Raw genomic sequence first — 23,451 nt, forward strand, 5'->3', positions numbered from 1 at the left:
TCCTTTAAGATCCGGATAAATCCAGTCGTAACGTTTTCCGAGCAAGAACAAAGCGCGCATCGAGTAGGCTTTCGTCGCGACTTTACTCTCGGAAATCAGCCAATCGAATGTCGCCGACGCAATTTTTTGCAATTGTTCGTCGGTCGCAAAATTCCCTTTTCCCTTCGACGGAAATTCCTTTTGCGCAATGAAAAGGCAGATTTTGGAAATCGACCGAAGCGAACTCTCGTCGGGGAACGATTCCAGCGCATCACAAAATTTGTCGAGATACGGCACGATCAAATCGAGTTTTTTCTCGAGTACGAGTTCTAGGTTCCAGCACGCCTTGTGATGGTTTTTGCCTGAAACGTCGAGCGCCAGGTCGAGAAGTTCGGGGAACGCTTCGGGATTTTCGAGCACGTGACTTGAGATCAAATCCCGGATCGGTCGATGTGCCGTGCTATTTTCAATCTGTTGTTTAAGGTCCATCCGCTAAAATAAAAAAGCCCGACAAAATATCGGGCCTTTTCGGTTTAGATTCCTATTGTTATTGGTGTTATTTTCTGAACACGTACTCAACAGTTCCGTTTGCGTAAACAGCGCCTCCGTCTCCGTTACGGTCCGGGTATTCTCCGAACGGCTCAGTATACGTAAGTTCGTCTCCTGATTTTGTCAAGATCCAGTTTACTTCGTCGTTGTTGTCATCGACATAAGTAGCTTCAACAACTACAGTTGAACCCGCCTGACCTTGGATCAACCAAGTTCCGGTGAACGTGTTCGATGCGCAAGTAGCCGTTCCGTTTGATTCGTCGATCAATACGTAGTTTTGGTTGTACGTCAACGTTCCGTCAGCGTTCAACGTGATTTTACCGTTGTCGTAGCAACCGCTTTCCTCAGTAAGGTCAGTGTGCGTTGTTCCGTCCTGGTCAAAATCGTTAGCTTCGCCTACGTTAACTTCTTTAAGATCGTAGGTTCCGGCAAGCGTTCCGCTGTTTCCGTCGTCGTCGCTGCTACATGATGTGAATCCCAATGCCGCTACTGCGAAGATGCCTAGTAAAAAATTACTCTTTTTCATTTTGTGTTAGTTTTGAATTATTAATAAGGCAAATTTAGAGCCCACAGTGCGGGGATTGTTATACGAATTTTCATCAGTTTTATAAGATTTCCTGCGATTGAAACCTCAAAAGTTACAGTTAAACGACAGGCCGCCAAAGTAGTTCACAGGCATTCCGGGATAGTAATAACGCGGGTTACCGTTTGGCGCTGTGGCATTTGGCAGAATCATCGAAGCGTATTTTTCATCGCCGATGTTGTTTACGCCACCGAATAGTTCCATAAAAGCATCGGTGAACAGCACGAACTTGTATCCTGCCTTCGCGTTCCAAACGCGATACGAATCATTGTATAAGGAGTTGGCATCGTTGAGTGGGATTTCGTCTACGTATCGGAAGTCGGTCAGCAAATAAAGCCCGCCCGCGTTCAAAGACAAGCCCGCATTTGCCGTAGTAGATGGAACTCCCGTTAATTTATTGCCCGAATAATCGATGTCGTTGTTGAGGAATTCCTCGAATTTATATTCACCGAAAGAAATGTTCGCGAACGGACGCAGCGATACCGACTTTGAAATCGCGATCGCGTATTGGCCCGAGACTTCAATTCCCTGATGCAAGGTTTCGCCTGCATTCACGCCGACATATTGATCATCTCCGACGCGTTGCGCGACCAATAAATCCTTGATCGACATCCTGTAAACCGAGATTTCGGCGAATAATTTCCGATCCAGCAAAAAAAATTTCCCGCCGATTTCGAGATTGTAGCCGTTTTCAGGTTTGATGTTCGGATTGATCGTGCCGTTTGGCGTAAGCGTTTCCTCGATCGCAGGCATCGAAAAGCCACGGCTTGCCGAAACGTAAATCGTCTGTAGTTCCGACGGTTTGTACAAGAACGAAAGTTGTGGCGACCAGATCCCGTCATACGAATAGTCCTCAGACGAAATCGCTTCGGCCGGAAATGTCGTGTCCAAGCCAAAACTCGTCTTGTTGAAATTCAATCCGGCCTGGACTTCGAATTTTTTTGACAACGTCGCGCGCAATTGCGCAAATGCGTTGACGATCGTGCGATCCTGTTCACTTCCCGAAAGCTGCGCGCCCGCGAGACTTCCGTTCCCGTTGTTGTCCTGATACAAATTCTCGAGATTCTTTCCTTTGAATCCGTCGCGGAAAAATTCCATGCCCGCCAAAAAAGAGACGCCTTTGAAGATATTTCCGGTGAATTGGGTCCGTGCGCCGTAACCGGTCGTGTTCTGTCGCAAAATGTCGAATGGACGCGGCTCGTCGCTTTTCTTGTGGTTCACGAAAACCGATGTCGCGTTCGAAATCGAATTGTAAACCTTCCAATCGTAGCTCAAACCGCCGATCCACGAATCGTATTGCTCGAAACCTTTCGAAGCCAGCCAGGTCGCGGCGGCGTTTTGTGGATTGTCGTCGAACGTCGCCTTGTCGATCGAACTCGGGATGAACGCTTTTAAATAGGTGTAATTTCCGAAGTAGGTGAGTTTGGAATTTTGTCGTCGGAACAATTCACCCGCAAGCGTCACGCCTTCGCGTTTGTATTTTGAGTTTTGTCGCCAGCCGTCGGATTCCAATCGATGATAGCCGATGTTGAGCGAACCGTTCTTGGAATCGAGCGAATACGTCGCCGTGTTTTTCAATAATCCAAATGAACCGACAGTCGATGAAATCCTGCCGCTGTTTCCATTCGGTCCTGAAACTTTAGGGTCGATCAGGATCGCGCCGCCCAAACCGGATCCGTAGACGCTCGAAAGCGGGCCTTTTATGATCTCGACTTTGTTGATGATTTCGACGTCTATGTCTTCGATCGTGGTTTCGCTGTCGCCCGAAGTCAATGGGATATTTCCGTAAAACGCACGGATCTTATTGGTTCCGAAAGGCGTTCTCGCACCGATTCCGCGAATCGAAATCCGGTTCGTATTCAAACTTCCCGATTGCATCAAAACGCCCGAAATTCGGTTGATCGCAGGCGAAATGTCCACATTGTTGTTGCGTTTCAAATCGGCCGACGAAACCACGCCGATCGCGGCAGGAGCATCGAGCAGACTGTCGGAAACGTGGAAACGGCTGATGGTTACGGGTTCGAGGCGCAAACTCGAAATGCTGTCGGTCTGGGCAAAAACAGAAATGTGCGCCACCATAATAAGTAACGCACATTTTTTTATCGTCGCGAACATTATTTGCTCGCCGAAATTTGCCAAAGCGTATTTCCACTGTCGTCGTTGACCAAAAGTGAACCGTCGTTCATCACGGTGACGTCGACCGGTCGGCCATAGACGCGAGATTTGTCTTCCTGTCTCACGAATCCGGTAAGGAAATCCTCAGGCTGTCCGGGTTTCCCGTTCGTAAACGGAACGAAAAGTACTTTGTAGCCGCTTAATTTCGATCGGTTCCACGAGCCGTGTTGCCCCACGAATGCGCCGTTTTTATATTTCGCGGGGAATTTGTCGCCCGTGTAAAACGCGAGTCCGAGTGATGCCGTGTGCGAATTCACGGGGACGTCTGGAACAAGTGCTTTCTTAACTAGTTCAGGTTTTTGACCTTTCATCCTCGGATCTTCGATCTGGCCGAAATATGAGTACGGCCAACCGTAGAATCCGCCTTGCTTCACGCTCGTGATGTAATCGGGAACGAGTTCGTCTCCGAGTCCGTCGCGTTCGTTGACGGCCGTCCAAAGTTCTTTCGTGTTTGGATTCCAGTCCATTCCGACAGGATTCCGTAAACCGCTCGCGTAGATTTTCTCGCCGCTTCCGTCAGGATTGATCTCGAGGATTGCCGCGCGACGCACTTCGTTTTCCATGCCGTTTTCGCCCACGTTACTGCCTGATCCGACCGAAACGTAGATCTTGCTATTGTCGGCGTTCGCGATGAGGTTGCGCGTCCAGTGATTGTTGTAACCGCCCGCGGGCAGATCGACGATTTTCGTGCCTTTGCCTTCGAGTTTGGTTTGTCCGTCGGTGTACGGATAGGTGTAAACGCCTTCAGTATTCGCGATGTAGAATTTGTTTTTGAGGATCAGCATGCCGTAGGGTTGGCTCAATCCGCTGATCAGGACATTTCGGGTTTCAAATTTCCCGTCCTTGTCTTTGTCCTGGAACATCGTGATCCGGTTCTTGCTCATTCGGGTTCCGCTCTCTACGACGAAGATGTCGCCATTAGGGCCGATGTAGGTATTTCTTGGGTTTTCAAGGTCGCCCGCAAATTTCGTGACCGTGAATCCGGCGGGAGCTTTGGGCGTCTCGTTGCCTTGCCAGCCTTCGATGCGGCTGTTGTTCGTGACCGATTCGGTTTGGTATGGAGGCGGAAGCGTCAAATCGCCGATCGCGGTCTTTACGGTCGTCGCACCTTGGGCAACCGCGGCTTCCTTTTCTTTTTTTGACGGCTGACCATTGCACGAAATTGCGATGGCCGATAGAAGTGAAAGGGTGAAAGTAATGGATTTCATGTCGTTTTTTTTAGAAGTTGCGTGAAGTTAGCCATTAAAAAATCGGGTCGAAAAACGCGCGCCTACATTTAAAACATATTTAACATTGCCTCAAAATCAGCTTTTCCTTATATTTAGGTGAACTATCTGCACTTTTTTACGGATTACGAAAAAGATTAGATGGTGAGTTCTTTACCAACCCGATGCATTTTCAGATATTTGCACCTTTATTCAAACACGAATTGATACACCTTCACGACAAAAGATTCGAGCCGTTCATCTCGGCCGAAGAAATCGATTTTGCAATTGCCGAAATGGCCAGGCACATCGAAGACGATTTTCAGGACGAAACACCTGTATTCGTCGGAATTCTAAACGGCGCCTTCATGGTAGTGGCCGATTTGCTCAAAAAATACCGTTTCCCGTGCGAGGTCAGCTTTTTGAAGTTGTCGTCGTATGAAGGAACGTCGTCCCAGGGCGAGGTGAAGCAGCTCATCGGGCTCAACCAGAATCTCGAAGGCCGAACGGTGATCGTCGTAGAGGACATCGTCGATACGGGAAACACCATCGAGGAACTCAAAGCGCTATTTAAGGCCCAGAACGTCGCACATTTCAAGATCGCCACATTATTCCTGAAACCCGACGCGTATAAGAAAGACATCAAACTCGATTACGTCGGCATCCGGATCCCGAATAAGTTCATCGTGGGTTACGGACTCGACTATGACGGATTGGGTAGGAATTTACCGGAAGTTTACCAGGTCGTGGAATAGTTCGGAAGTTCTTGGTTCGAAAGATCGGAAGACGAATTGAGTAGTCGGAAAGACAGTAAAGACGATTTGGATAAAAAGATGAACTGGTTTCAAATTACCAACTTTCAAAAAGCCACCACTAAACGCTTAACCAAAACGATCCGTCAACGCAAGCGAAGTACTCAAATAAACGCATAAACAAATCAACAAATCAACCAAAAGGTTCTTCCACGCAAGCGAAGCATTCAAATAAACGATTAAACAAATAAACGATTCAACAACAATGACAAACATCGTCCTTTTCGGAAAACCCGGCGCTGGCAAAGGAACCCAAGCTGAATTCCTCAAAGAAAAATACAATTTGGTTCATCTTTCGACCGGCGACATTTTTCGCTACAACATGAAAAACGACACCGAACTTGGGCAACTCGCCAAAAGTTATATCAGCGCGGGCAACCTGGTTCCCGACGAAGTGACTACCAAAATGGTGATGGATTCGGTAAATTCCAATCCGGAGGCGCAAGGCTTTCTGTTCGACGGATATCCGCGGAACATCGCGCAGGCCGAAGCGCTTGACTCGTTTCTGGCCTCGAAAAACATGGACGTTACGGCAACTGTCGCGCTCGAGGCTAACGACGATGTTTTGGTGCAGCGCATCCTGGAGCGAGGAAAAATTTCGCAGCGCCCTGACGATCTTGACGAGGCGACGATCCGCAACCGTTACGTCGTGTACAATACCGAGACGGCGCCGCTGATCGAGTATTATACGGAGCAAGGCAAATTCCACGCGGTGAACGGAATCGGTGAGATTGAGGAAATCACGAAGCGGTTGAGTGGTGTGATCGACGGGTTGTAGTGCAAAGTTCAAAGCGCAAGGTGCAAAGTGCAAGGCGTAATTGAGAAACTTAAAATGCTGTAAGACAAGTCGCGAAAAAAAAGCGAAAATTTGCAGTATCTTAAATTGGAAGCATCGCGCTTTCAGGCCGAAAGGCAGAACCAGGAATCCCGGAATGCAGAGGATTCGACAAAAACAGCTATGGAACTTTTAATAATATTATTCCTAATTATCCTCAACGGCGTGTTTTCGATGAGTGAAATCGCCTTGATTTCGGCGCGAAAGAACCGCCTTGAGAATGCCGCCAAGAAAGGCAACAAAGGCGCACAGACCGCGCTCGACCTTGCGAATTCGCCGAATAAATTCCTTTCGACGGTACAAATCGGGATCACACTTATCGGGATTTTGACGGGTATTTATTCGGGCGATAAAGTAACGACCGACGTACAACTTTTCGTCGAGCGTTTCGAAACGTTGAAGCCGTATGCCGAGAACGTCGCCGTTGGAATCGTCGTCGTGATCTTAACGTTCTTCTCACTCGTTCTGGGTGAACTCTTGCCGAAGCGAATCGGGTTGAATTATCCTGAAAAAATCGCAAAATCAATCGCGATACCGATGAAATGGATTTCAGTTGCAACGGCGCCGTTCATTTGGCTTTTGACCGTTTCCACCGAATTTTTGCTCAAGATTTTCATGATCAAACCGTCGGCTGAAGGAAAAGTCACCGAAGAAGAAATCAAAGCCATCATAAAAGAAGGAACCGAAGGAGGCGAAGTACAGGAAATCGAACAGGATATCATGGAGCGCGTTTTTCACATCGGTGATCGAAAAGTGAATTCATTGATGACGCATCGAAAATCAGTCGCGTTTTTACCGTTGAACGCCGACAAGAATCACACTAAAGAGTTGATGCTAAAGGAATTGCACTCGGTTTATCCCGTGTACAACGACAATTACGACGACATCGTGGGCGTGGTGAATTTGAAAAGCATTTTCGCGCATTTCGAGGAAGCCGATTTCAGCATTCCCAAGATCATGACCGAAGCGCCGTTCATCATGGAACAGACCACGGCCTACAAAGCGCTCGAAAACTTCAAGCAAAGCGGCGTACATTACGCGTTCGTAGCCGATGAATACGGCGTTTTCCAGGGAATCATCACATTGAACGACATTCTCGAAGCTTTGGTTGGAGACGCATCCGATTTTTATAAGGAAGATTTCCAACTCACGTCTCGCGACGATGGCAGCTGGCTCGTGGACGGACATTATCCGCTGCACGATTTCCTAACCTATTTCGAACTCGACGAACTCGTCACCGATTACGAAGTCACGACCGTTTCGGGCCTCATCATGACCGAGCTCTCGCGTATCCCGAAACAAGGCGAGAAATTACACTGGCAGGATTACGAACTAGAAGTAATTGATATGGACGGAGTCAAAATTGACAAGGTACTTGTTACATCACTCAAAGAAAAATAGCGCCACTAAAATAGCGCCACTAACCGATTAAACGGTTAACCAATTAACCCAAGAACGATGCGTCTCCGCAAGGGAAGAATTCAAATAAACGCATAAACAAATAAACAAACAACACGCCCGAAATCCAAAGTCCCGATAAACTCAGGCACTCAGGCACTCAGGCACTCAGGTACTCAAAAAAAATGACTGAAGGAAATTTCGTCGACTACGTAAAAATATACATCTCTTCCGGCAAAGGAGGCAAAGGATCCACGCACTTACATCGCGAGAAATTCATCGAGAAAGGCGGCCCTGACGGAGGCGACGGCGGACGCGGCGGACACGTCTACCTACGCGGAAACAAAGGGCTCTGGACATTGTTCCACCTCAAATTCGCGAAGCACGTAAAAGCCAGCCACGGCGGAGACGGTGGATCGTCGCGTTCGACCGGGCACGACGGAGAAGACAAATACATCGAAGTCCCGCTCGGAACTGTCGTGCGCGATAAAGATTCGAACGAGATCATGTTCGAGATCACCGAGGACGGCGAGGAAAGAATCGTCGCACAAGGCGGAAAAGGCGGACTCGGCAACTGGCATTTCAGGTCGTCGACGAACCAAACACCGCGTTATTCACAACCCGGAATTCCTGGCGAGGAAAAAGATATCGTGCTCGAGTTGAAAGTGTTGGCCGACGTCGGGTTGGTTGGTTTTCCGAATGCGGGCAAGTCGACATTGTTGTCGGTGCTGACATCGGCAAAACCCAAAATCGCCGATTACCCGTTTACGACATTGAAACCCAATTTGGGAATCGTCGCGTACCGTGATTTCCAATCGTTCGTGATCGCCGATATTCCGGGAATCATCGAGGGTGCGGCCGAAGGAAAAGGTCTCGGACATTACTTTTTGCGCCACATCGAACGCAATTCCACGCTTTTGTTTTTGGTTCCCGCCGACGCGAAAGACGTGAAAGACGAATACCACATTCTGCTCAACGAACTCGAGAAATACAATCCCGAAATGCTCGACAAGGAGCGTTTGCTCGTGATTTCTAAAACCGACATGCTCGACGACGAACTCAAGGCCGAGATGCAAAAAGAACTTAAGAAGACGTTGAAAGGCGTGGAGTTCATGTTTATTTCGTCGGTGGCACAGCAAGGTTTGGTCGAACTCAAAGACAAGCTTTGGAAGATGTTGAATACTGAAGCGGTGGAATAATACAATATATTTTGAACCGTTACGGGCATTAAGTTCATTAAGCGTAAGATCTTAATGAACTTGATGCCCTTACTGTTCCTATTGGTTTAAGAATCGTTCTACGGAAACGGACCACGCGTGAGGGATGCGAGCGGATATCCTTTTTTGCCAGGAAGATTTTATCCGAAACGAAGCGTCACGCAAAAAAGATAGCAGCGGGTCAGCCCGACGGCGGCTACTTATAAGTTCTTTCGCACACTTTCGCGAAAGCCGCCGGCACGCCCAAAAAAAGCACAACTATATCGATATAGTTATTTTTCCAAAACGTAAATTTCACGTATCTTCGCTGCGCTTAAAAAGGGCGGAAAGTTTTGTACATCTTGTAACAAAGCGGGTTTTTGACAGACCAATTCTCCCGTTAACTAACATTAATCTATTTAAAATGAAAAAATTCGTTTTATTCCTGCTCCTTGGGCTGTCGGCTTTCCCGATGCGCGCCGACGAAGGAATGTGGTTCCTGATGTTCATCGAACGCCTCAACCACCGCGACATGCAAAAAATGGGATTGCAGCTTACGGCTGAGGAAATCTACAGCATCAACAACCACAGTCTGAAAGATGCGATCGTGCAGTTCAACGGAGGTTGTACGGCCGAAATGATCTCAAAAGACGGGCTTGTCCTGACAAACCACCACTGCGGTTACGACGCGATCGCCGAACTTTCGTCCCCTGAGAAAAATTATTTGCGCGACGGTTATTTCGCGAAAGACCGCAAAGGCGAAATGAAGCCGAAGTCTTTGTTCGTGCGTTTCTTCGTACGTATGGACGACGTTTCAAAACGCATCCTTTCAAAAGTGAACGATCAAATGAGCGAAGCCGACCGCAACAAAGCGATCCAACAGGAAATGGCGTTGATCGAAAAAGAAAACAGCGAAGGCGGAAAATATGTGGTTTCAGTCCGTCCGTTTTTCCAAGGAAATGAATATTACTATTTCGTATATCAGGATTTCAAGGACGTACGTTTCGTGGGCACGCCGCCTGAAAGCATCGGAAAATACGGTGGAGATACTGACAACTGGGAATGGCCGCGCCACACGGGAGATTTCTCTATGTTCCGCGTTTACGCCGACAAAGACGGAAATCCTGCCGACTATTCAGAAAGCAACGTGCCTTTGCAGCCAAAAAAATACCTTCCCGTAAACCTTTCGGGCGTAAAGGAAAATGACTTCGCGATGATCTTGGGTTATCCGGGCCGAACCAACCGTTGGATGCCTGCGGGCGGAATCGAGCAGAACGTGAAATTCGCATATCCGGCTTGGGTCGAAGGTGCGAAAACGGGAATGGACGCGATGAAAGTCCACATGGACAAGAGCGATGACGTGCGTTTGAAGTACGCTTCGAAATACGCTTCGACCGCTAACTACTGGAAAAACCGTCAGGGAATGATCGACGCGCTTTCAAAAGCGGGAACAGCCAAGACCAAAGCGGGAACCGAAACCAAATTCAATACTTGGGCGAACAAGCCTGAGAACAAGGCAAAATACGGGACCGTAATTTCGACGATCAACAATTATTACGACAAGACGAACCTCAAGGCGCGCCACGACAACTATCTTCAGCAGGTTTTGCGTACGAGCACGTACAGCATGGCGCCTGCGAACTTGGGTAATATGTTGATCCAATATTCGAAAGAGAACGAGGCGAAACGTGCCGAGATGTTGCCTAAAATCGAAGCGGCCGTCGACAATTTCTACGGTGAATTCTACGCTCCGGCCGAGAAAGACATCCTTACCGCGCAATTGAATCTGTACGCCGCGAAAGCCGCAGAATACGGTTTGGCGCCTGTAGTTGCTGCCGAAAAAGCCAAAAACGGCGGAAACTTTACGGCTTACGTAAACGACATCACGTCGAAAAGTATCTTCGCCGACAAAGCGAGCGTGGAAGCTTTCGTGAAAAATCCGGTTGCAGGAAAAGTGGAAGCGGATCCGATGTACGTATTATCGGCCGATCTTTTGGCGAAAATCCGCGCGTTGAGCGACGAGCAAAAGCAATTGACCGACGATTACCAGAAGGCGTTCCGTTTGGAAGTCGAAGGTTTGCGCGAATCGAAGTTGAACTCGATCCAATATCCTGATGCGAACTCAACATTGCGTCTTACTTACGGAAAAGTCCGTTCGTTGCCTGCCGATAAACGCAACGACGCCAAGATCAACAACTACACGACGTTCGACGGAATGGTCAAGAAGTACAAGAAGAACGATCCTGAATTCGACTTGCCACAACGTTTGCTCGACCTTCACAAAGCGAAAGATTACGGTCGTTACGCCGACAAGAACGGTTACATGCCAGTGAATTTCCTTACCGACAACGACATCACGGGCGGAAACTCAGGTTCACCGGTTCTCAACGGAAAAGGCGAACTCATCGGGTTGGCGTTCGACGGAAACATCGAAGCGATGGCCGGAGACGTGATCTTCGATACGAAGTTGCAGCGCACGATCAACGTGGACATCCGTTACGTATTGTGGGTTATCGACAAATACGCGGGTGCGAAACACATCGTGGACGAAATGACGATCGTGAAATAATTCCTCGCCTTTGGGCGGTTGATTTTTGTTTAGGGTTTAGAGTTCAGGGTTGCTTTGCGTAACGCTAAATTCTAAACCCTAAACTTTTCAAACTACCTTACCTTCACGCGAATTCCCTTCGAATGTCCGCTAAATTCCGGCGCGTACATACTTTGTATCGTCGTGATTCCGTTCGAAAAGTCGCCCGTATTGTTCACGCGCAGGTCGTATTCGAAAACGTAGACGCCTTTGGGCAACGAATCGAAAAAGAAATGTGTCGCGGCATCACGCGTGCTTTTATAATAGCTCGCGTTCGCGTCCCAATGATAACCTGAAAGCACGTCGACGGGTTCGAAACACGAGGCGCGCATGTCTTTTAGATGTGCATATTCCATGTCTTCGGTTACGGTTACGATGATACGGACCGTTACCAGATCGCCGGCTTTGAGTGAATTTTCAGTAGTGATTCCCTGCAATTTCGAATCGCCCAAGACTTTGTGGTACAATTGCTTCTCGATCTTCATCGCGCCCGAATGTGATTTTATCTTGTCGAGGTCTTCAAAATATTGAAAATAAAAACCGCCGAATCCCGGAACGCTCGATTTGTTCTCGACCGACAACGTCGCCATTTCCTTTTTAATTTCGGACGCCTTCCAATTGATTTTCACGTAACCCGTCGCGGCCTCTTTCTCAGTCTCGTCCATCTTTTTCGTGGCGATTTTCTCATTCCCGATCTTGAAGACGGTGTTGTCTTTCACGTCGAGCCAATCGCTGCCTCGCATCAACAATGCGTAAACGGCTTCGGTCGTGGATTTCGTCGTCGGCCAATTCTTTTGTTGTTTGTTCTTGAGCAGCCAGACTTTCATCGCGTCGATCGATTTGCGGTCATTCGCGACTTCGTCGAACGCTTCGATAAGCAATGCCTGCGTCTCGATCGGCGCTTGGTACCAATACCAACCCGAGTTGTTCGCGATCCAGTACATGCCCCAATCTTCATTGTACGACGCCGTTTCCCTAAGGCTTTCGACGATTTTCCCGGCCGGTTCTTTTTCCCCGAAACGGTGCAGCACCAAAGCCGCCATTCCTTTTTCATACAAACCTAAGTCGAGCCAATTCGATTTCAGCTGCTCCAATCCGAGTTTTGTAAACGTCCGGATGTTTTCAGGCAGCGGATAGTCGGCCAAGAAAAAACTTCTCGCGTACAGGTAATGCAAATCGGAATACGGCCTGAAATACCGTTTTTTGCTTTCGTCGGTTGAAATCCATTTGGTGAATTCGGCGTCCGAGAACGCAATCGCTTTTTTCGCCATCGCATCGACTTCAGCATCATCGGCCAACGTTCCGAACTTCTTCAAATGACCCAAACCTGCGACGATATGGCGCGTGATGTAGTCGCTTTCGCGTCCGCCGTCGAACCAAGCGAATCCGCCCGAGCCTTGTTGTTTGAGTTGTAATTTCTTGAAAGTCGCCTGTTGCGATGCCTTCATTTTTTCAAGGTCGAACAGCACGGCGAGTTTTTGTTTCTGCTCCGAATCGCTTTTTGCATCGTTTAGCCAAGGCGTTTCGGCGATCAGGATCGATTTGAGTTCTTCATTCAAATCGAATTTCGACTGCGGATTTTTGCGCCACGTCTCAAATATCTCGGCGATTTTCGGATTGCTTCCAATGATTTGCGTCGCGAGCGCATTCGCATAGAAACGCGAGAATGTCTGTTCGGCGCATTCGTGTTCGTATTCCATGAGGTACGGAAGCGACTGCAGCGCGAGCCAAGCCGGGTTCGATGTATATTCGAGCGTCAACAGATGCGGTTTCATCGTGGTCGACGTATTGTTCTTCAAATTCTCGAACACATATTCCTTCCTGGATTTTTCGCGCACCCACAACGCCTGGGTTTCAGTAACGAGCATGTTGTTGGTCAGGACGGGCAAGATGTTTTCCTCTCCGTCCGAGAATTCTCCCGCTTTCGCAACGATGCGGTATTGAACGCCTTGCAAACCTTCGGGCACGAAAATCTTCCAGCTGATCGCTTCGTTGCCCGACGCATTTACCACAAATGATTTTACGTTCTTGGTGTTGAGCGCTTTTACATCGACGGCCTGCATCGTCGTCGCGTCGAACAATTGCAGCATCGCGGTTCCCGACATGGGTTGCGAAGTCATGTTCGAGATTTTCGCCGAAACCACGATCGTGTCGCGCTCTCTTAAAAACCTCGGGAAATTCGGCATCACCATCAAGCTTTTTTGCGTCGTCACATATTTCTGGATTTGTGTCGAAACGCCCGATTTGTTGTGCGCGAGCAATCGCAGTTTCCATTGGGTAAGCGATTCGGGCGATGTGAAACTCAGCTTGATATTGCCGCTTTCGTCTGTGCGCAAATGCGGAAAGAAGAACGCGGTTTCGTTGAAATTCGTGCGTGTTTTTACTTGCGTCAGCACTTCAGTTGACTTCTTGGTAACGATAATTATGACCCCATTTTTGCCATCTATTCCATACAGGGCCGCGCCTTGTAGACCTTTAATAACTGAAACGTCCAATATATCGGCGGGATTCAATTTCTGGAATTCTCCCACGGTTACGATTTTTCCGTCGACGACTATCAATGCGCCACCATTGCTTGACGTACTTCGGTTTCCTCTTAAGACGATACGGGTATCCGGATTTCCCGACGAACGATCGGTGCTGATCTGCAATCCTGAAATTCTGCCGACGAGGTCTTGCACGGCCGAGTTCGAGTTCTGCGTTCCGTATCCAACGACAGCGACGCTTGATGCCGTAACCTCATTTTGGTTTTTCCGAATTCCCACGGCTGTGGTTACTACGACTTCGCCGAGCAAATCGCCGCTTTCAAGCATGACATCGATGTTTCTCCTGTCGACAACCTTCACTTCACGGTCGCTCATGCCTACGAACGAGAACACCAATGTTTCTCCGGCCGCGGCTGCTATCGAATAATAGCCGTCGATGTCAGTCTGTACGCCTCGTTTCGTGCCTTTGACCATGACACTGGCGCCTGGAAGAACGCCTGCGTAATCAGAAACCACACCTGCAATCACTACGTCGTTTGCGGGTTTTGCGAGTTTCTTGGTAACCTGGTCGCGATATTGTTTGTTGTTGTAGCCGAGCCTGTCGCCACTAAAGTTAAACCCGAACCAGATCAATTGCGTTTCTTCAAGGCGCAAACTTCGCATCGGAACGTTTTCGTCGAGATGCGAAAACCACAGCCCGTTCGCGTAGCGTTCCACGACATTTCTTGGATTTCCCTGGTTGGATTTGCGCGCGAAATAGGGCATTTGCCAATCTTGTTTCGCGAATTGGTCGAGAGACGCGTCGTACATCGATGCCAGGACTTCCGACTGCAGCGACGTATTTTTCGCCGACAATTTGAACGACCAGGTTTCAGCGGTTCCCGGTTCAATCCGGTTGCGGAACGTCGAGGTTTCAAGCTCCAACAAAGGTTCGTCGATCTTGATCAGGCTCGTGAACTGCGTGCTGTGAAAGTAATTGTCGAAAAAGCCATCGGCCGAAATCAAAATGCTGTTCCTGAATTCGGCGCGAACCGGAATTCGTACGATAGCTTCATTATTGACGAGCGTTATTGATTTTTCGAAATACGTTTCCTGTTCGTAGACGGCATTGAGTCGGACGGTAAGATCGGCGATAGGCGAGGAGATGCGGATTTTCGCGAAACCGTCTTTTCTACTGTCGGAATTCAATTGCGAAATCTTGAAGAGCAGTTTTGGATCGATGTTGAGGTTCGGATCGTTCAATTCAAGAGTGGTCGTCGTTTCGATTTTGCCCGAAGCATCGACCGCTGAAAATACCAACCTGTAATTTCCAACTTGCAAATCACTCAAATCGATTGACAAATCTTTTTTATTTGCGGTGTCGACATGTATCGTTTTGACGAGTTTTCCGTCTGTGTTCGCATTTTCGTTTCGTTCCTCGTTCGGAAAAAGTCGCGCGAATTCGCCTGCGTCGATACTTTCGATATCAGGCTGTTTGAACTTACGCGGCTTGAACTTACTTGAAAGCGGCGAAACGTAGTAAAATTCGAGTTTTCCTTTTACGGCCGTAAATTGGTTGTTGAGATTCGTGCTCGAAAGCGAGAAACGCGATCCTTTTTTCTTTGCCGCATCCAACACATTTACACCGAGCTGAAGCGAATGATAACCAACGTTCACGTTTGTTTGTGCCGACCTCGTTTCTTGGTTCACGTCGGTCACGTCAACGCTGATCGTGTAGGTGTAGATCGGTTTTTCGTCGCGGTTGTCATTCTCGAGCGCATCTGACGGAAACACGACCTCGAAATTCCCCGACGCGTCGATTTTCGCCGTATCCTGAACTATCGTGACCGATGCATTCGCATATTCGTAGGGATCGTAATAATCTCCGAAATTAAACCGATTTTCTCCTTTTTTACGCAGTTTTTTCGTGCGACGCGTTACCGAATATTTCGCATCGGCGCCTGATAAAGCGCTGCCTGCGAACGATTTTGCATTACCGCGGACCGTGATTTTTTGGCCGATCGTGTAATTTTCAATGACAGGTTCGAACGTGACCTGAAACTTCGGTCGTTTGTATTCTTCGACTTGGAATTCGGTTTCCCTATCATTGAAGTCAACGTTGTCCCAAAACGGATGTTCGTCTTCTTCTTTATCGTATGTCGGATCGTTCTCGTAATCTTCAGGTTCTTCGGTCGTGATTAGATATTTGCCCGTAATTCCCGAAGTCGGAACTTTGAATTCACCTGAAAACGAACCGAATTCGTTCGTTAAGATCGTTTGCGTGAAAACGTCTTTGTATTCCGGATCGCTGACAACGACCGTGATAGACGTCCTGCCCACGACGGCTGTTTTATTTTCTTTTTTCGTAAGTAGAATTCCTTTGAAAAATACGGTTTGTCCGGGTCGGTAAATGGCTCTATCCAAGTATAGTTCGGCGGTTCCGGTTGCCGAATCGTCCTTGTAATCGCGGTAATATCCGTAAGAATGATATTCCGCGATGAGCGTGTCGGTAGCCGTTGAAACGATTGTGCTTTCGTTAATATAATCGCTCGTCAACGGCAAGTATGTGGCGTTTCCGTCCTTGTCGGTCGTTAGATCGAACGCATCGTTTTTGATGCGTACGCCTTCCATCGGTTTCCCTGTCTTGCGGTTCAGGACCGTCAGCAGGCGCTTGTTCTCACGATCGGTCGAGAGCAATGTGATGTTGCTTGACGTCACGATTTCATAGGCGCTTGACGATTTGTCGCGTTCAAAGCCATCGGTCTCAAAACACGCGAGATACATTCCGGCGTCGATTTTTGGCAACAGGATTTCAGTGGAATGTTCCGTGTAGTCTCGTTTGTTGGGTAAAATATGAACGGCCGAATACATCGGTTTTCCTCTTTTGACGAGTGAAATCAAACTATCGATTAAGTTGTGATTGCGCCTGAAAAAATTCATTTCAGAAGCCGGGATTTTGTAATAGGAAACCCGAAGTGAGTCGACATCCTTAAAATCGACACGGGCGCGCGCATTTTCAAACGGATACAGTTCGACGTCCATTTTCATGGATAACGACCGTTGTGTGATTCGGTTCTTGAGACTTTGCGCAAGCACTTCGGCGTTGGCTCTTCCCGCTTTCCCGATGATGCTGTCAAGTATGTTTACCGCCTTTATCTTGAACTCGCTGTTTTTTTGGGATTCACCCAAGTGAGAATAGACGTTTGCCTTTTCCAACCTGATATTGGCCGACATCAAAGTGTCGGCGGTTTTTTTCTGTAATCGGTCGAGTAGTTTTACATATTCGAGATCCGACGCGAGGAAATAGTCATGCACGATTTTAAGCCTGAGGAATCGGTTGCCCGGTGATGGAAAATGTGTTTCAAGTTGCTGGAACAATGTGAGCACACGGTTCACCTCTTCGGGAATATCAACGAATTTTGCGTTTCTGAATGTTTCCGAATCGGCGGAGAGAACCGTTTCGAACGGTCGTAACTTTGCCATATATGCATAATATGGTTGAAGCTTCGAAACCCTGTGATTGATATTTTCGACGAGCAAATAGTCGAGCATCGATTGACCCTCAAATTCGCTCTCGTCCAAGTAATCGAAAACCTGATCGTATTTTTTAAGTTTTTCCCGCGCAAGAAGTTCAGGATTTTCAAGCGATTGGTCGTATGCTTTCGATATTTCCGAATTGAATTCCTCACGTGTCCACGTCCTGAAATCCGCTGTCGGAATGCTGTCCACGGCTGATCGTTGCGCGAGTTTCCACTGATTGCGACTGAGGTAATCGTTGAGGCATCGCGCGTAGATGACGCGTAACAAACCTTTCGTTGCGGGCGTCGCGGCGATGATTTCGGTATTGAGATTTTCGAGTATTTTAACTTGCGCATCTTCCTCAAGCGTGAACATGAATTTCGACCTGAAGAAGAACGTCTTTACGATTTGAGGCTCGTTTTTACGTGATTTCGCTTTCTTGTAGATTTTTTCGACTACCGAGTTCGCCGATTTGATCTTTCCTTGATTTTCAAGATCAATGACTTTTTCCCACTGCTTTTGGTAATCCTGCGCGAAAGCCGTCATCGAGAGTAAAACGACTAGTAGATATAATTTTCTCATGTTTCGTGTTTCCCTAATTGATGCGCTTATCGCCGATTAGGTTGGAATTTACGGATTGTAATCGAACGGCAGCGTGTCGGCTAATTTTTCCCAACCCATGTAACCGTAAAAAACCAATGCGTCGGGATTTGAAAGAGAACCGTCGGCAAAGATTTCCACTGACGTGCCGTTCAGTCTTATTTGTGAAAACTGTTGGCGCGAGAGTGGATTTTGCGACGGATAATTGTGCTCGGGAATTTCGTTCGAAAACGAAACCTCTATGAAATCGGGAATCGACAAAAGTAAACGGTTCTCGATGGACGATATGAAATCCTGCTCGTACCAGGCGCGTTCACCCAGCGTGACGATTTCCCGCTTTGGTAGTTTGCGCATTTTGGTATAGTCGTTAGTCGTCTGCGCCTCGCGATACATAGCTGAAACCAACGAATCGCCGGGCCACGCGGGATTGATTTTTTTCGTGAACGGCCGAACCGTAAACCCGCTCGATGCAAGCTGTCGGGAATAAAGCGTCCGAATAAAATGCATGGACGAACCGTAAAAAGCACGCGAACGGTTCGCGACCGTCTTTTTCGAATTCGCCTTTGCCGCGTCCAGTTCGGCATACGATGCGTAACCCGTGTAATAACTCACTCGTTTTGGCAAGTCGAGATTGAAGTCGGCGAGGATGAATTTGAGTTTGTAATTGAGTTCGGGAATTTCGATTTTGAGCGGAACGTCGGCCCAGGCGTTGAGGATTTGCGTTTCCTTATCGAACTTAAAAAGAATGTCATCGGGATTCAATAATTTGGTTTTTTGCGCATTTCGGCTTGTTCCGATGAGATGCTCGAGGAAAAGTGCGAGATATTTTTCGCGCTCCTTTTTCGACATGATGACCAGTTCGCGAAGTCGTTGTTCGTTCTCGTGCAATTCGATCGTGTAGCGAGCCAATCTGTCGGTAAAAGTCTCAGGCCCCAAAACGATTTGCTCATACCCGACGTAGCTCACGAGCAGTTTGTAATTGTTGTCGGGAACTTCAATCGTAAATCGGCCTTCGGCATCGGTAATCGCCGCGAAAGTGGTTTGCGAAATAAAGATGTTCGCACCGTCCAGCGGAGTTTTAGTCCGGGCATCGATGATCTTGCCGTGCACGTATTGTTGCGCATGGCAAAGCATCGGGACAAGCAGCAAAAACAACAGTCTGACCAAGCGGGCGTTTATCTATTCATGAGTTTCCGACTTTCCACAAGACCGTTTTCAAACTTGACTTTCGCCATGTAAACGCCTTGAGCATAATTGAAATTCCATTGGCAATCGAGTCCGTCGCCGCTCGGCGTGAATGTCTGCAGGCGCTTTCCTGTCACGTCGTAAACCGTAACCTCGGCAATCGGTTGCGAAGCGCGGATCTGTAATATGTTGTCAAATACGAAAGCCGTAAAACCGTTCGTCGAAGCTTCCGAAACATTCAAAGCGTCGGTTGTGTATCTCAAGATAAAACGTTCATTAAAACGTCCGGTCAGGGTCGTAAAATCGTAAGGATTCTGTTTTAGATCGTGGATGATATCGAGTTCCTTGTCTTCGATGTAGATGTTTTGCGAATCGAAAAGCCCGTCGAAATGGTCGATCCGGATCGAATAATTTATGCCCGACGTCGCGTATATGCCAAGCGGAACCTGATCGTTCACGTCAAACGGGATCGGTCGTCCCTGAGTCACGAGATAATCTTCGCCGAGCATCGAGTACAAGGCCGTCGATGTGCTTCCGAAACGCAAACCGTCGAGGCCGCGGTCCCAATCGAGCGTCGCACCTTGGGCATAACCGACCAAAATCTGGCTGAACGCGCCCGCATCGTTGGTCATGTTGAGCCAGATGCGGTGTTTTTCGAAGTCCTCTGATTCCTCGGGATCCGGTTCCTGTTCGGTTTTCCCAAAATCACTGTTCACATTCCTGAAGAATTGGCTGTTGTTTACCGACGATCGCATCGCATTGGTAAACGTCGCGTTGCCCGATTGCACCAAACTTCTCGTGAAGAACGATTGTCCCGCGGCGATATATCCGTTCGGCGCAGGTCCGCCAGACGACGCCATCGTGCCGACGCCACCGAGTTTGTTCCAGGTCGCGTAATCGGCCGCGCTGTAATTGATTTGGAAATCATAGTAAAACGGGTCGGGGAACGTCGCGTTCGGAGCCGTATTATGCGTCCAGAAATAAATCGTGCCATCGAGAACAGGCGTGTTCGCGGCCGCGTTCAGGAACGAAGCTGCGCTCAACGCCGACGGATACGGGTTTCCAAGCAAATTCCACTTGTCGTCCCAAATTCCGGCGCCCAAAGTGCCACGAGAGACGGGAGCCGTAAAATTTCCATTATTCGGTGTTCCGATGAAATTTCCCGTATACGGAACCTTCGTGCTCGGGCTTATCGAATAAGTTTGAGGCGCGCGGATTATGTAGCCTTTTCTCGGATCCATGATCGTCGCGACGCTTTCCTGCGCCCAATTTCCGGTTCCTGCGCCAACGAACGGCATCCAGCTGTAGTATTTGTCGGGCTGCGTGTTCGGCGATAAATTGCCCAGGGTGTAGTTCGACGCCAACGTCATCGGCGAGTTCCAATAGGTGTAATCGTAGCGGTACATCGGTTTGGTGATGCGTTCCATGTTCACGATTCCCGTGTTGTTCACGTTGTTGATCTGTAGCAAATTCGCCGAGTCATAGATGTTGAACGTTCCGCCCGTGTTCACGTGGACGAAATCGGTCACGGTTAGATTGTTGCCCGAATTCAGCCGGAGCGTCCCGCCGTTCTGGACCGTCAAACTATACGCGTAAGCATTGAATGCGCTTCCGGAGATGATACAAGTCGGCGATCCTGTCGGAATCGTAACACAGGTCGCGGCCGTCGGAACTCCATTTGGCGTCCAGTTCGTCGCCGTGTTCCAGTTGTTGTTGCCGGCCGATCCGTTCCAGAGTTTTCCCGCGTTTACCGTTACGTTGGTTTCTTCAGTCTCGACGAGCGTGATGCCGTTGCAGAGCGTGTACGTGACTTCAGCTGTGTACGTTGTGTTTATCGTCGGACAAACATTTATGACGTCGGTAGTCCCAACGACAGGTCCTGAAGTTCCCGAACCTTGAAACCATTTGATCGACGTGATCGATGCGCCCGACGGAACGAAACGCCAAGCCTCGTTCGTAACCGTCCAATCGGGACTCAAACTATTCCTGTTGGGCGGAACGAAAGCCTGTGTTCCCGCTGCATTTTGGATGCCGACCACCGCGTTTCCAGTGTTCCAGGATGCGCAAACCGTTTTATTTTGGATGTATACGTCGATGATGTTCGTATTCTCGTAAAACACGATCATGCCGGTGTAACGCTGCGAACTGCAAGCCGTCGAGTACATCGGGATGTTGTTCCATGAAGCGACCAACGCGCGACATCCTGTATTTAGTGTGATCAGTTCCCAGCCGACTTCACCGCTCAATGTCGGGTCGATGTCGTGGTAAACCCCGAAAATCGAATTCCTGAACAACGAAGTGCTCGGCAGATCGTTCGCGAAACTCCACGTCGAATAACCTCCGGCCGTGTTGTTCGTAAGGTCGAAAGTCACGACGCCGTTCGAACTGATCAGACATTGGTTGTAAGTGTTCCCGAAGAAGCAAAAATTAAACGGAAGGTTCACCACGGGCGACCAAACGTCGTCGTCGTTCACGCTTACGGGATTTTTCAAGCAGCTGAATTGGTAAGGCGGCGCATACGGAATCGACTCGACCGTATAACTTGTGGTTTGCCCGAGTTGCAGGTATGTCGCCTCTAGATTGACGCAACTCGCGCCTGTGCAATTGATCGGCGCAGGATCGGCTCCATTCAATCCCAGCCCGCCCGACAACACCGACGGACAGCCTAAAGTCGTAGTTCCCTGGCTGTTTCCGATACCGCAAGTCGGGATGAAAAACGTGATCGGCCCGACCCAAAATCCCTGGCCGAGAGCGCCGCCGCAGTTCGCGCGTACCCAAACGTAATACGTCGCTCCCGCGGCCAGCCCCGTGAGGTTGGCCGTGGTGATCGTTCCCGCAGTTGACGCATTCGGAGTCGTTGTGCCGGTAGGGCTTGTCGCCGACGTGGAATACCAAAGCTGGTAACCGTTAGCCGGCGCAGGGCTTGCCGCGGTCCAGCTGATGCTCGCCGTCGAATTCGATGTCACGTTCGCCACGATATTCGATGGGAAACCTGAGCATGGTGGCGGTGTCGCGACCGTAAATGCGTAATCTTCTGTTTCTCCATAATCGATCGAGCCGCATGCCGACGGATCGGTCGAGAGGTAATTCGCCCTGATGCGCATGCGGTAATTTCCCGTCGGCGTACCCAAAGGCACGGTGAAACTTCCCGCGGCTGGGTTTACGTACGCGCCTGAAGCGTAGACTTTTTCTCCGGCGTCGTCAAAATCGTTGTCGTTGTTCCAATCGATCCAAATGTTGAATCCGAAAGTGTTCGTGCCGTTAAAACTCGAATTGAAATTAACGGACGCGCCTGCCGATTGGCTCGCTGACATAGACGTGAAATTTCCATATCCGCCCGCTGAAAAACCTGAGTTGAGGTTACTGATGTTCGATATTCCGGCCGAAGTGGAAAAGTTAACGATGCTGTAGCCGGTCGTCGTACTCGTCGCAGGGCAATATCCGGTGTATGTCGAAACACAGATCCCAAACGTGCCGTTGGCGTCGCCGCCGTATTCCCAAACCCTGATGTAAACTTGCGATCCGGGAGTAAGTCCCGTTCTCGTGATCGATGACATGAGGCCGTTCAAGCTGTCATCGTCGTCGCATTCAAGCAGGCTGAGAGCTCCACATGTTCCTGAGTAAAGCGCCATGCCTGAATCGGTTATTCCGCCGGATTGCATATCGACGATCAGGACGCCGTTTGCAGGAACCGTTACGACAAACCAGACATCGTCGTCAACGTAATTCGCGCAACCCGGAGCGGGAATTCCTGAACTCGCGGTCGCGCCGACGTTCGTATACGTCGCGTATGTACAACTCGTATTAACGGGAAGTGTTATGGCCGTCGAGCATTCGTCGTTTGCGTTCGATGAAATAACTTTCGTAATACAGATGTTTCCGACCATAGAATTGTTGTTCGCGTTGTTCGTGCGCATAACCCTTAGGTAATATGTCGTGCTTGGCGTTACGGTAGTGTTTAAAGTTGCGGCTGTCGTTCCGGGAACCGTACAGGCCGAATATAGTGCGCCGCAAGCCGTGTAAATGGCAAGTCCGAGTTGCCTGTCGCTTGTTCCCTGTATGGAAATTGAAGTCGTCGTGGCATCAGTCGTAAACCGGAACCAGCCGTCTCTATACGAAGTTCCGTTGCAAGGCGCAGGGCCATCATTCGTAAATGTAGCGGGAATTGTGTATGAGGTGTTTACGCAGGAGGTGTTTACGTTTATCAGCGGAGCGCCGGTGCCGCAGTTGTCGATTTGTGCGATAGAAGTAGAGCTGAAAAGCAGAACCAATACCGCACAGAGAACCCGATTGGTAAAAATGTAATTCTTTTTCATAAATGTTGGTGGTATGGTGGTGTACTTCCAAAAATAGTGAAATTATC

11 protein-coding genes and 1 pseudogene are annotated in these 23,451 nt (G+C 48.8%); 5 read left to right on the forward strand and 7 right to left on the reverse strand.

From position 1 onward, the window contains the following. From EOO50_RS12980 to EOO50_RS12995, 4 genes are all read right to left on the reverse strand, one after another. On the reverse strand, positions 1-468 hold a 468-nt coding region (locus EOO50_RS12980; protein WP_290840701.1), incomplete at its 3' end, for a hypothetical protein. 67 nt (positions 469-535) lie between these two features. Continuing rightward, the gene (locus EOO50_RS12985) at positions 536-1,054 is read right to left on the reverse strand and encodes a hypothetical protein (RefSeq protein WP_290840702.1); all 519 of its coding nucleotides are present in this window, start codon (positions 1,052-1,054) and stop codon (positions 536-538) included. A 105-nt stretch (positions 1,055-1,159) separates the two neighbouring features. After that, on the reverse strand, positions 1,160-3,190 hold the full coding sequence (locus EOO50_RS12990) for a TonB-dependent receptor (RefSeq protein WP_290840703.1): 2,031 nt from the start codon (positions 3,188-3,190) through the stop codon (positions 1,160-1,162). 35 nt (positions 3,191-3,225) lie between these two features. Continuing rightward, the gene (locus EOO50_RS12995) at positions 3,226-4,494 is read right to left on the reverse strand and encodes a sorbosone dehydrogenase family protein (protein WP_290840704.1); all 1,269 of its coding nucleotides are present in this window, start codon (positions 4,492-4,494) and stop codon (positions 3,226-3,228) included. 221 nt (positions 4,495-4,715) lie between these two features. On the opposite strand from EOO50_RS12995, the gene hpt reads away from it, so the two are divergent. The 5 genes and pseudogenes from hpt (at position 4,716) to EOO50_RS13020 (ending at position 11,301) form a co-directional block, all read left to right on the forward strand. Next, positions 4,716-5,246 carry a hypoxanthine phosphoribosyltransferase gene (gene hpt / locus EOO50_RS13000; protein ID WP_290840705.1) on the forward strand — a complete coding sequence of 177 codons (531 nt, stop codon included), beginning with the start codon at positions 4,716-4,718 and terminating at the stop codon, positions 5,244-5,246. A 241-nt stretch (positions 5,247-5,487) separates the two neighbouring features. Continuing rightward, positions 5,488-6,081 (forward strand): annotated as a pseudogene (locus EOO50_RS13005) (adenylate kinase); the annotation flags it as partial. Positions 6,082-6,261: 180 nt separating this feature from the next. Next, a complete protein-coding gene (locus tag EOO50_RS13010; RefSeq protein ID WP_290840706.1) occupies positions 6,262-7,539 on the forward strand; it encodes a hemolysin family protein in 1,278 nt (425 codons plus the stop codon). Positions 7,540-7,721: 182 nt separating this feature from the next. Continuing rightward, positions 7,722-8,735, forward strand: coding sequence for a GTPase ObgE (obgE, locus tag EOO50_RS13015; protein WP_290840707.1), 1,014 nt, complete (start codon positions 7,722-7,724; stop codon positions 8,733-8,735). Between the two features lie 421 nt (positions 8,736-9,156). Further along, positions 9,157-11,301, forward strand: a complete 2,145-nt coding sequence (locus EOO50_RS13020) for a S46 family peptidase (RefSeq protein ID WP_290840708.1) — start codon at positions 9,157-9,159, stop codon at positions 11,299-11,301. A 92-nt stretch (positions 11,302-11,393) separates the two neighbouring features. Here EOO50_RS13020 and EOO50_RS13025 read toward each other — a convergent pair whose 3' ends face one another. Genes EOO50_RS13025 through EOO50_RS13035 form a run of 3 tightly spaced genes read right to left on the reverse strand, consistent with a single transcriptional unit; the run spans position 11,394 to position 23,404 of the window. Continuing rightward, positions 11,394-17,885, reverse strand: a complete 6,492-nt coding sequence (locus EOO50_RS13025) for an MG2 domain-containing protein (RefSeq protein WP_290840709.1) — start codon at positions 17,883-17,885, stop codon at positions 11,394-11,396. A gap of 48 nt (positions 17,886-17,933) precedes the next feature. Next, positions 17,934-19,070: a carboxypeptidase-like regulatory domain-containing protein gene (locus EOO50_RS13030; RefSeq protein ID WP_290840710.1), complete on the reverse strand. Its 1,137-nt coding sequence runs from the start codon at positions 19,068-19,070 to the stop codon at positions 17,934-17,936. 8 nt (positions 19,071-19,078) lie between these two features. Next, positions 19,079-23,404 (reverse strand): GEVED domain-containing protein, encoded by a 4,326-nt coding sequence (locus tag EOO50_RS13035; protein ID WP_290840711.1) that lies wholly within the window; start codon positions 23,402-23,404, stop codon positions 19,079-19,081. Between the last annotated feature and the right edge of the window lie 47 nt (positions 23,405-23,451).

The organism is Flavobacterium sp. (assembly GCF_004211145.1).
GTDB lineage: Bacteria > Bacteroidota > Bacteroidia > Flavobacteriales > Flavobacteriaceae > Flavobacterium.

What these genes read in the sequence shown, in the direction of transcription:
- EOO50_RS12985 (WP_290840702.1), bottom strand. Translation starts at nt 1,054, where the DNA reads ATGAAAAAGAGTAATTTTTTACTAGGCATCTTCGCAGTAGCGGCATTG.
- EOO50_RS12995 (WP_290840704.1), bottom strand. Translation starts at nt 4,494, where the DNA reads ATGAAATCCATTACTTTCACCCTTTCACTTCTATCGGCCATCGCAATT.
- EOO50_RS12990 (WP_290840703.1), bottom strand. Translation starts at nt 3,190, where the DNA reads ATGGTGGCGCACATTTCTGTTTTTGCCCAGACCGACAGCATTTCGAGT.
- EOO50_RS13025 (WP_290840709.1), bottom strand. Translation starts at nt 17,885, where the DNA reads ATGAGAAAATTATATCTACTAGTCGTTTTACTCTCGATGACGGCTTTC.
- obgE (WP_290840707.1), top strand. Translation starts at nt 7,722, where the DNA reads ATGACTGAAGGAAATTTCGTCGACTACGTAAAAATATACATCTCTTCC.
- EOO50_RS13020 (WP_290840708.1), top strand. Translation starts at nt 9,157, where the DNA reads ATGAAAAAATTCGTTTTATTCCTGCTCCTTGGGCTGTCGGCTTTCCCG.
- EOO50_RS13010 (WP_290840706.1), top strand. Translation starts at nt 6,262, where the DNA reads ATGGAACTTTTAATAATATTATTCCTAATTATCCTCAACGGCGTGTTT.
- EOO50_RS13035 (WP_290840711.1), bottom strand. Translation starts at nt 23,404, where the DNA reads ATGAAAAAGAATTACATTTTTACCAATCGGGTTCTCTGTGCGGTATTG.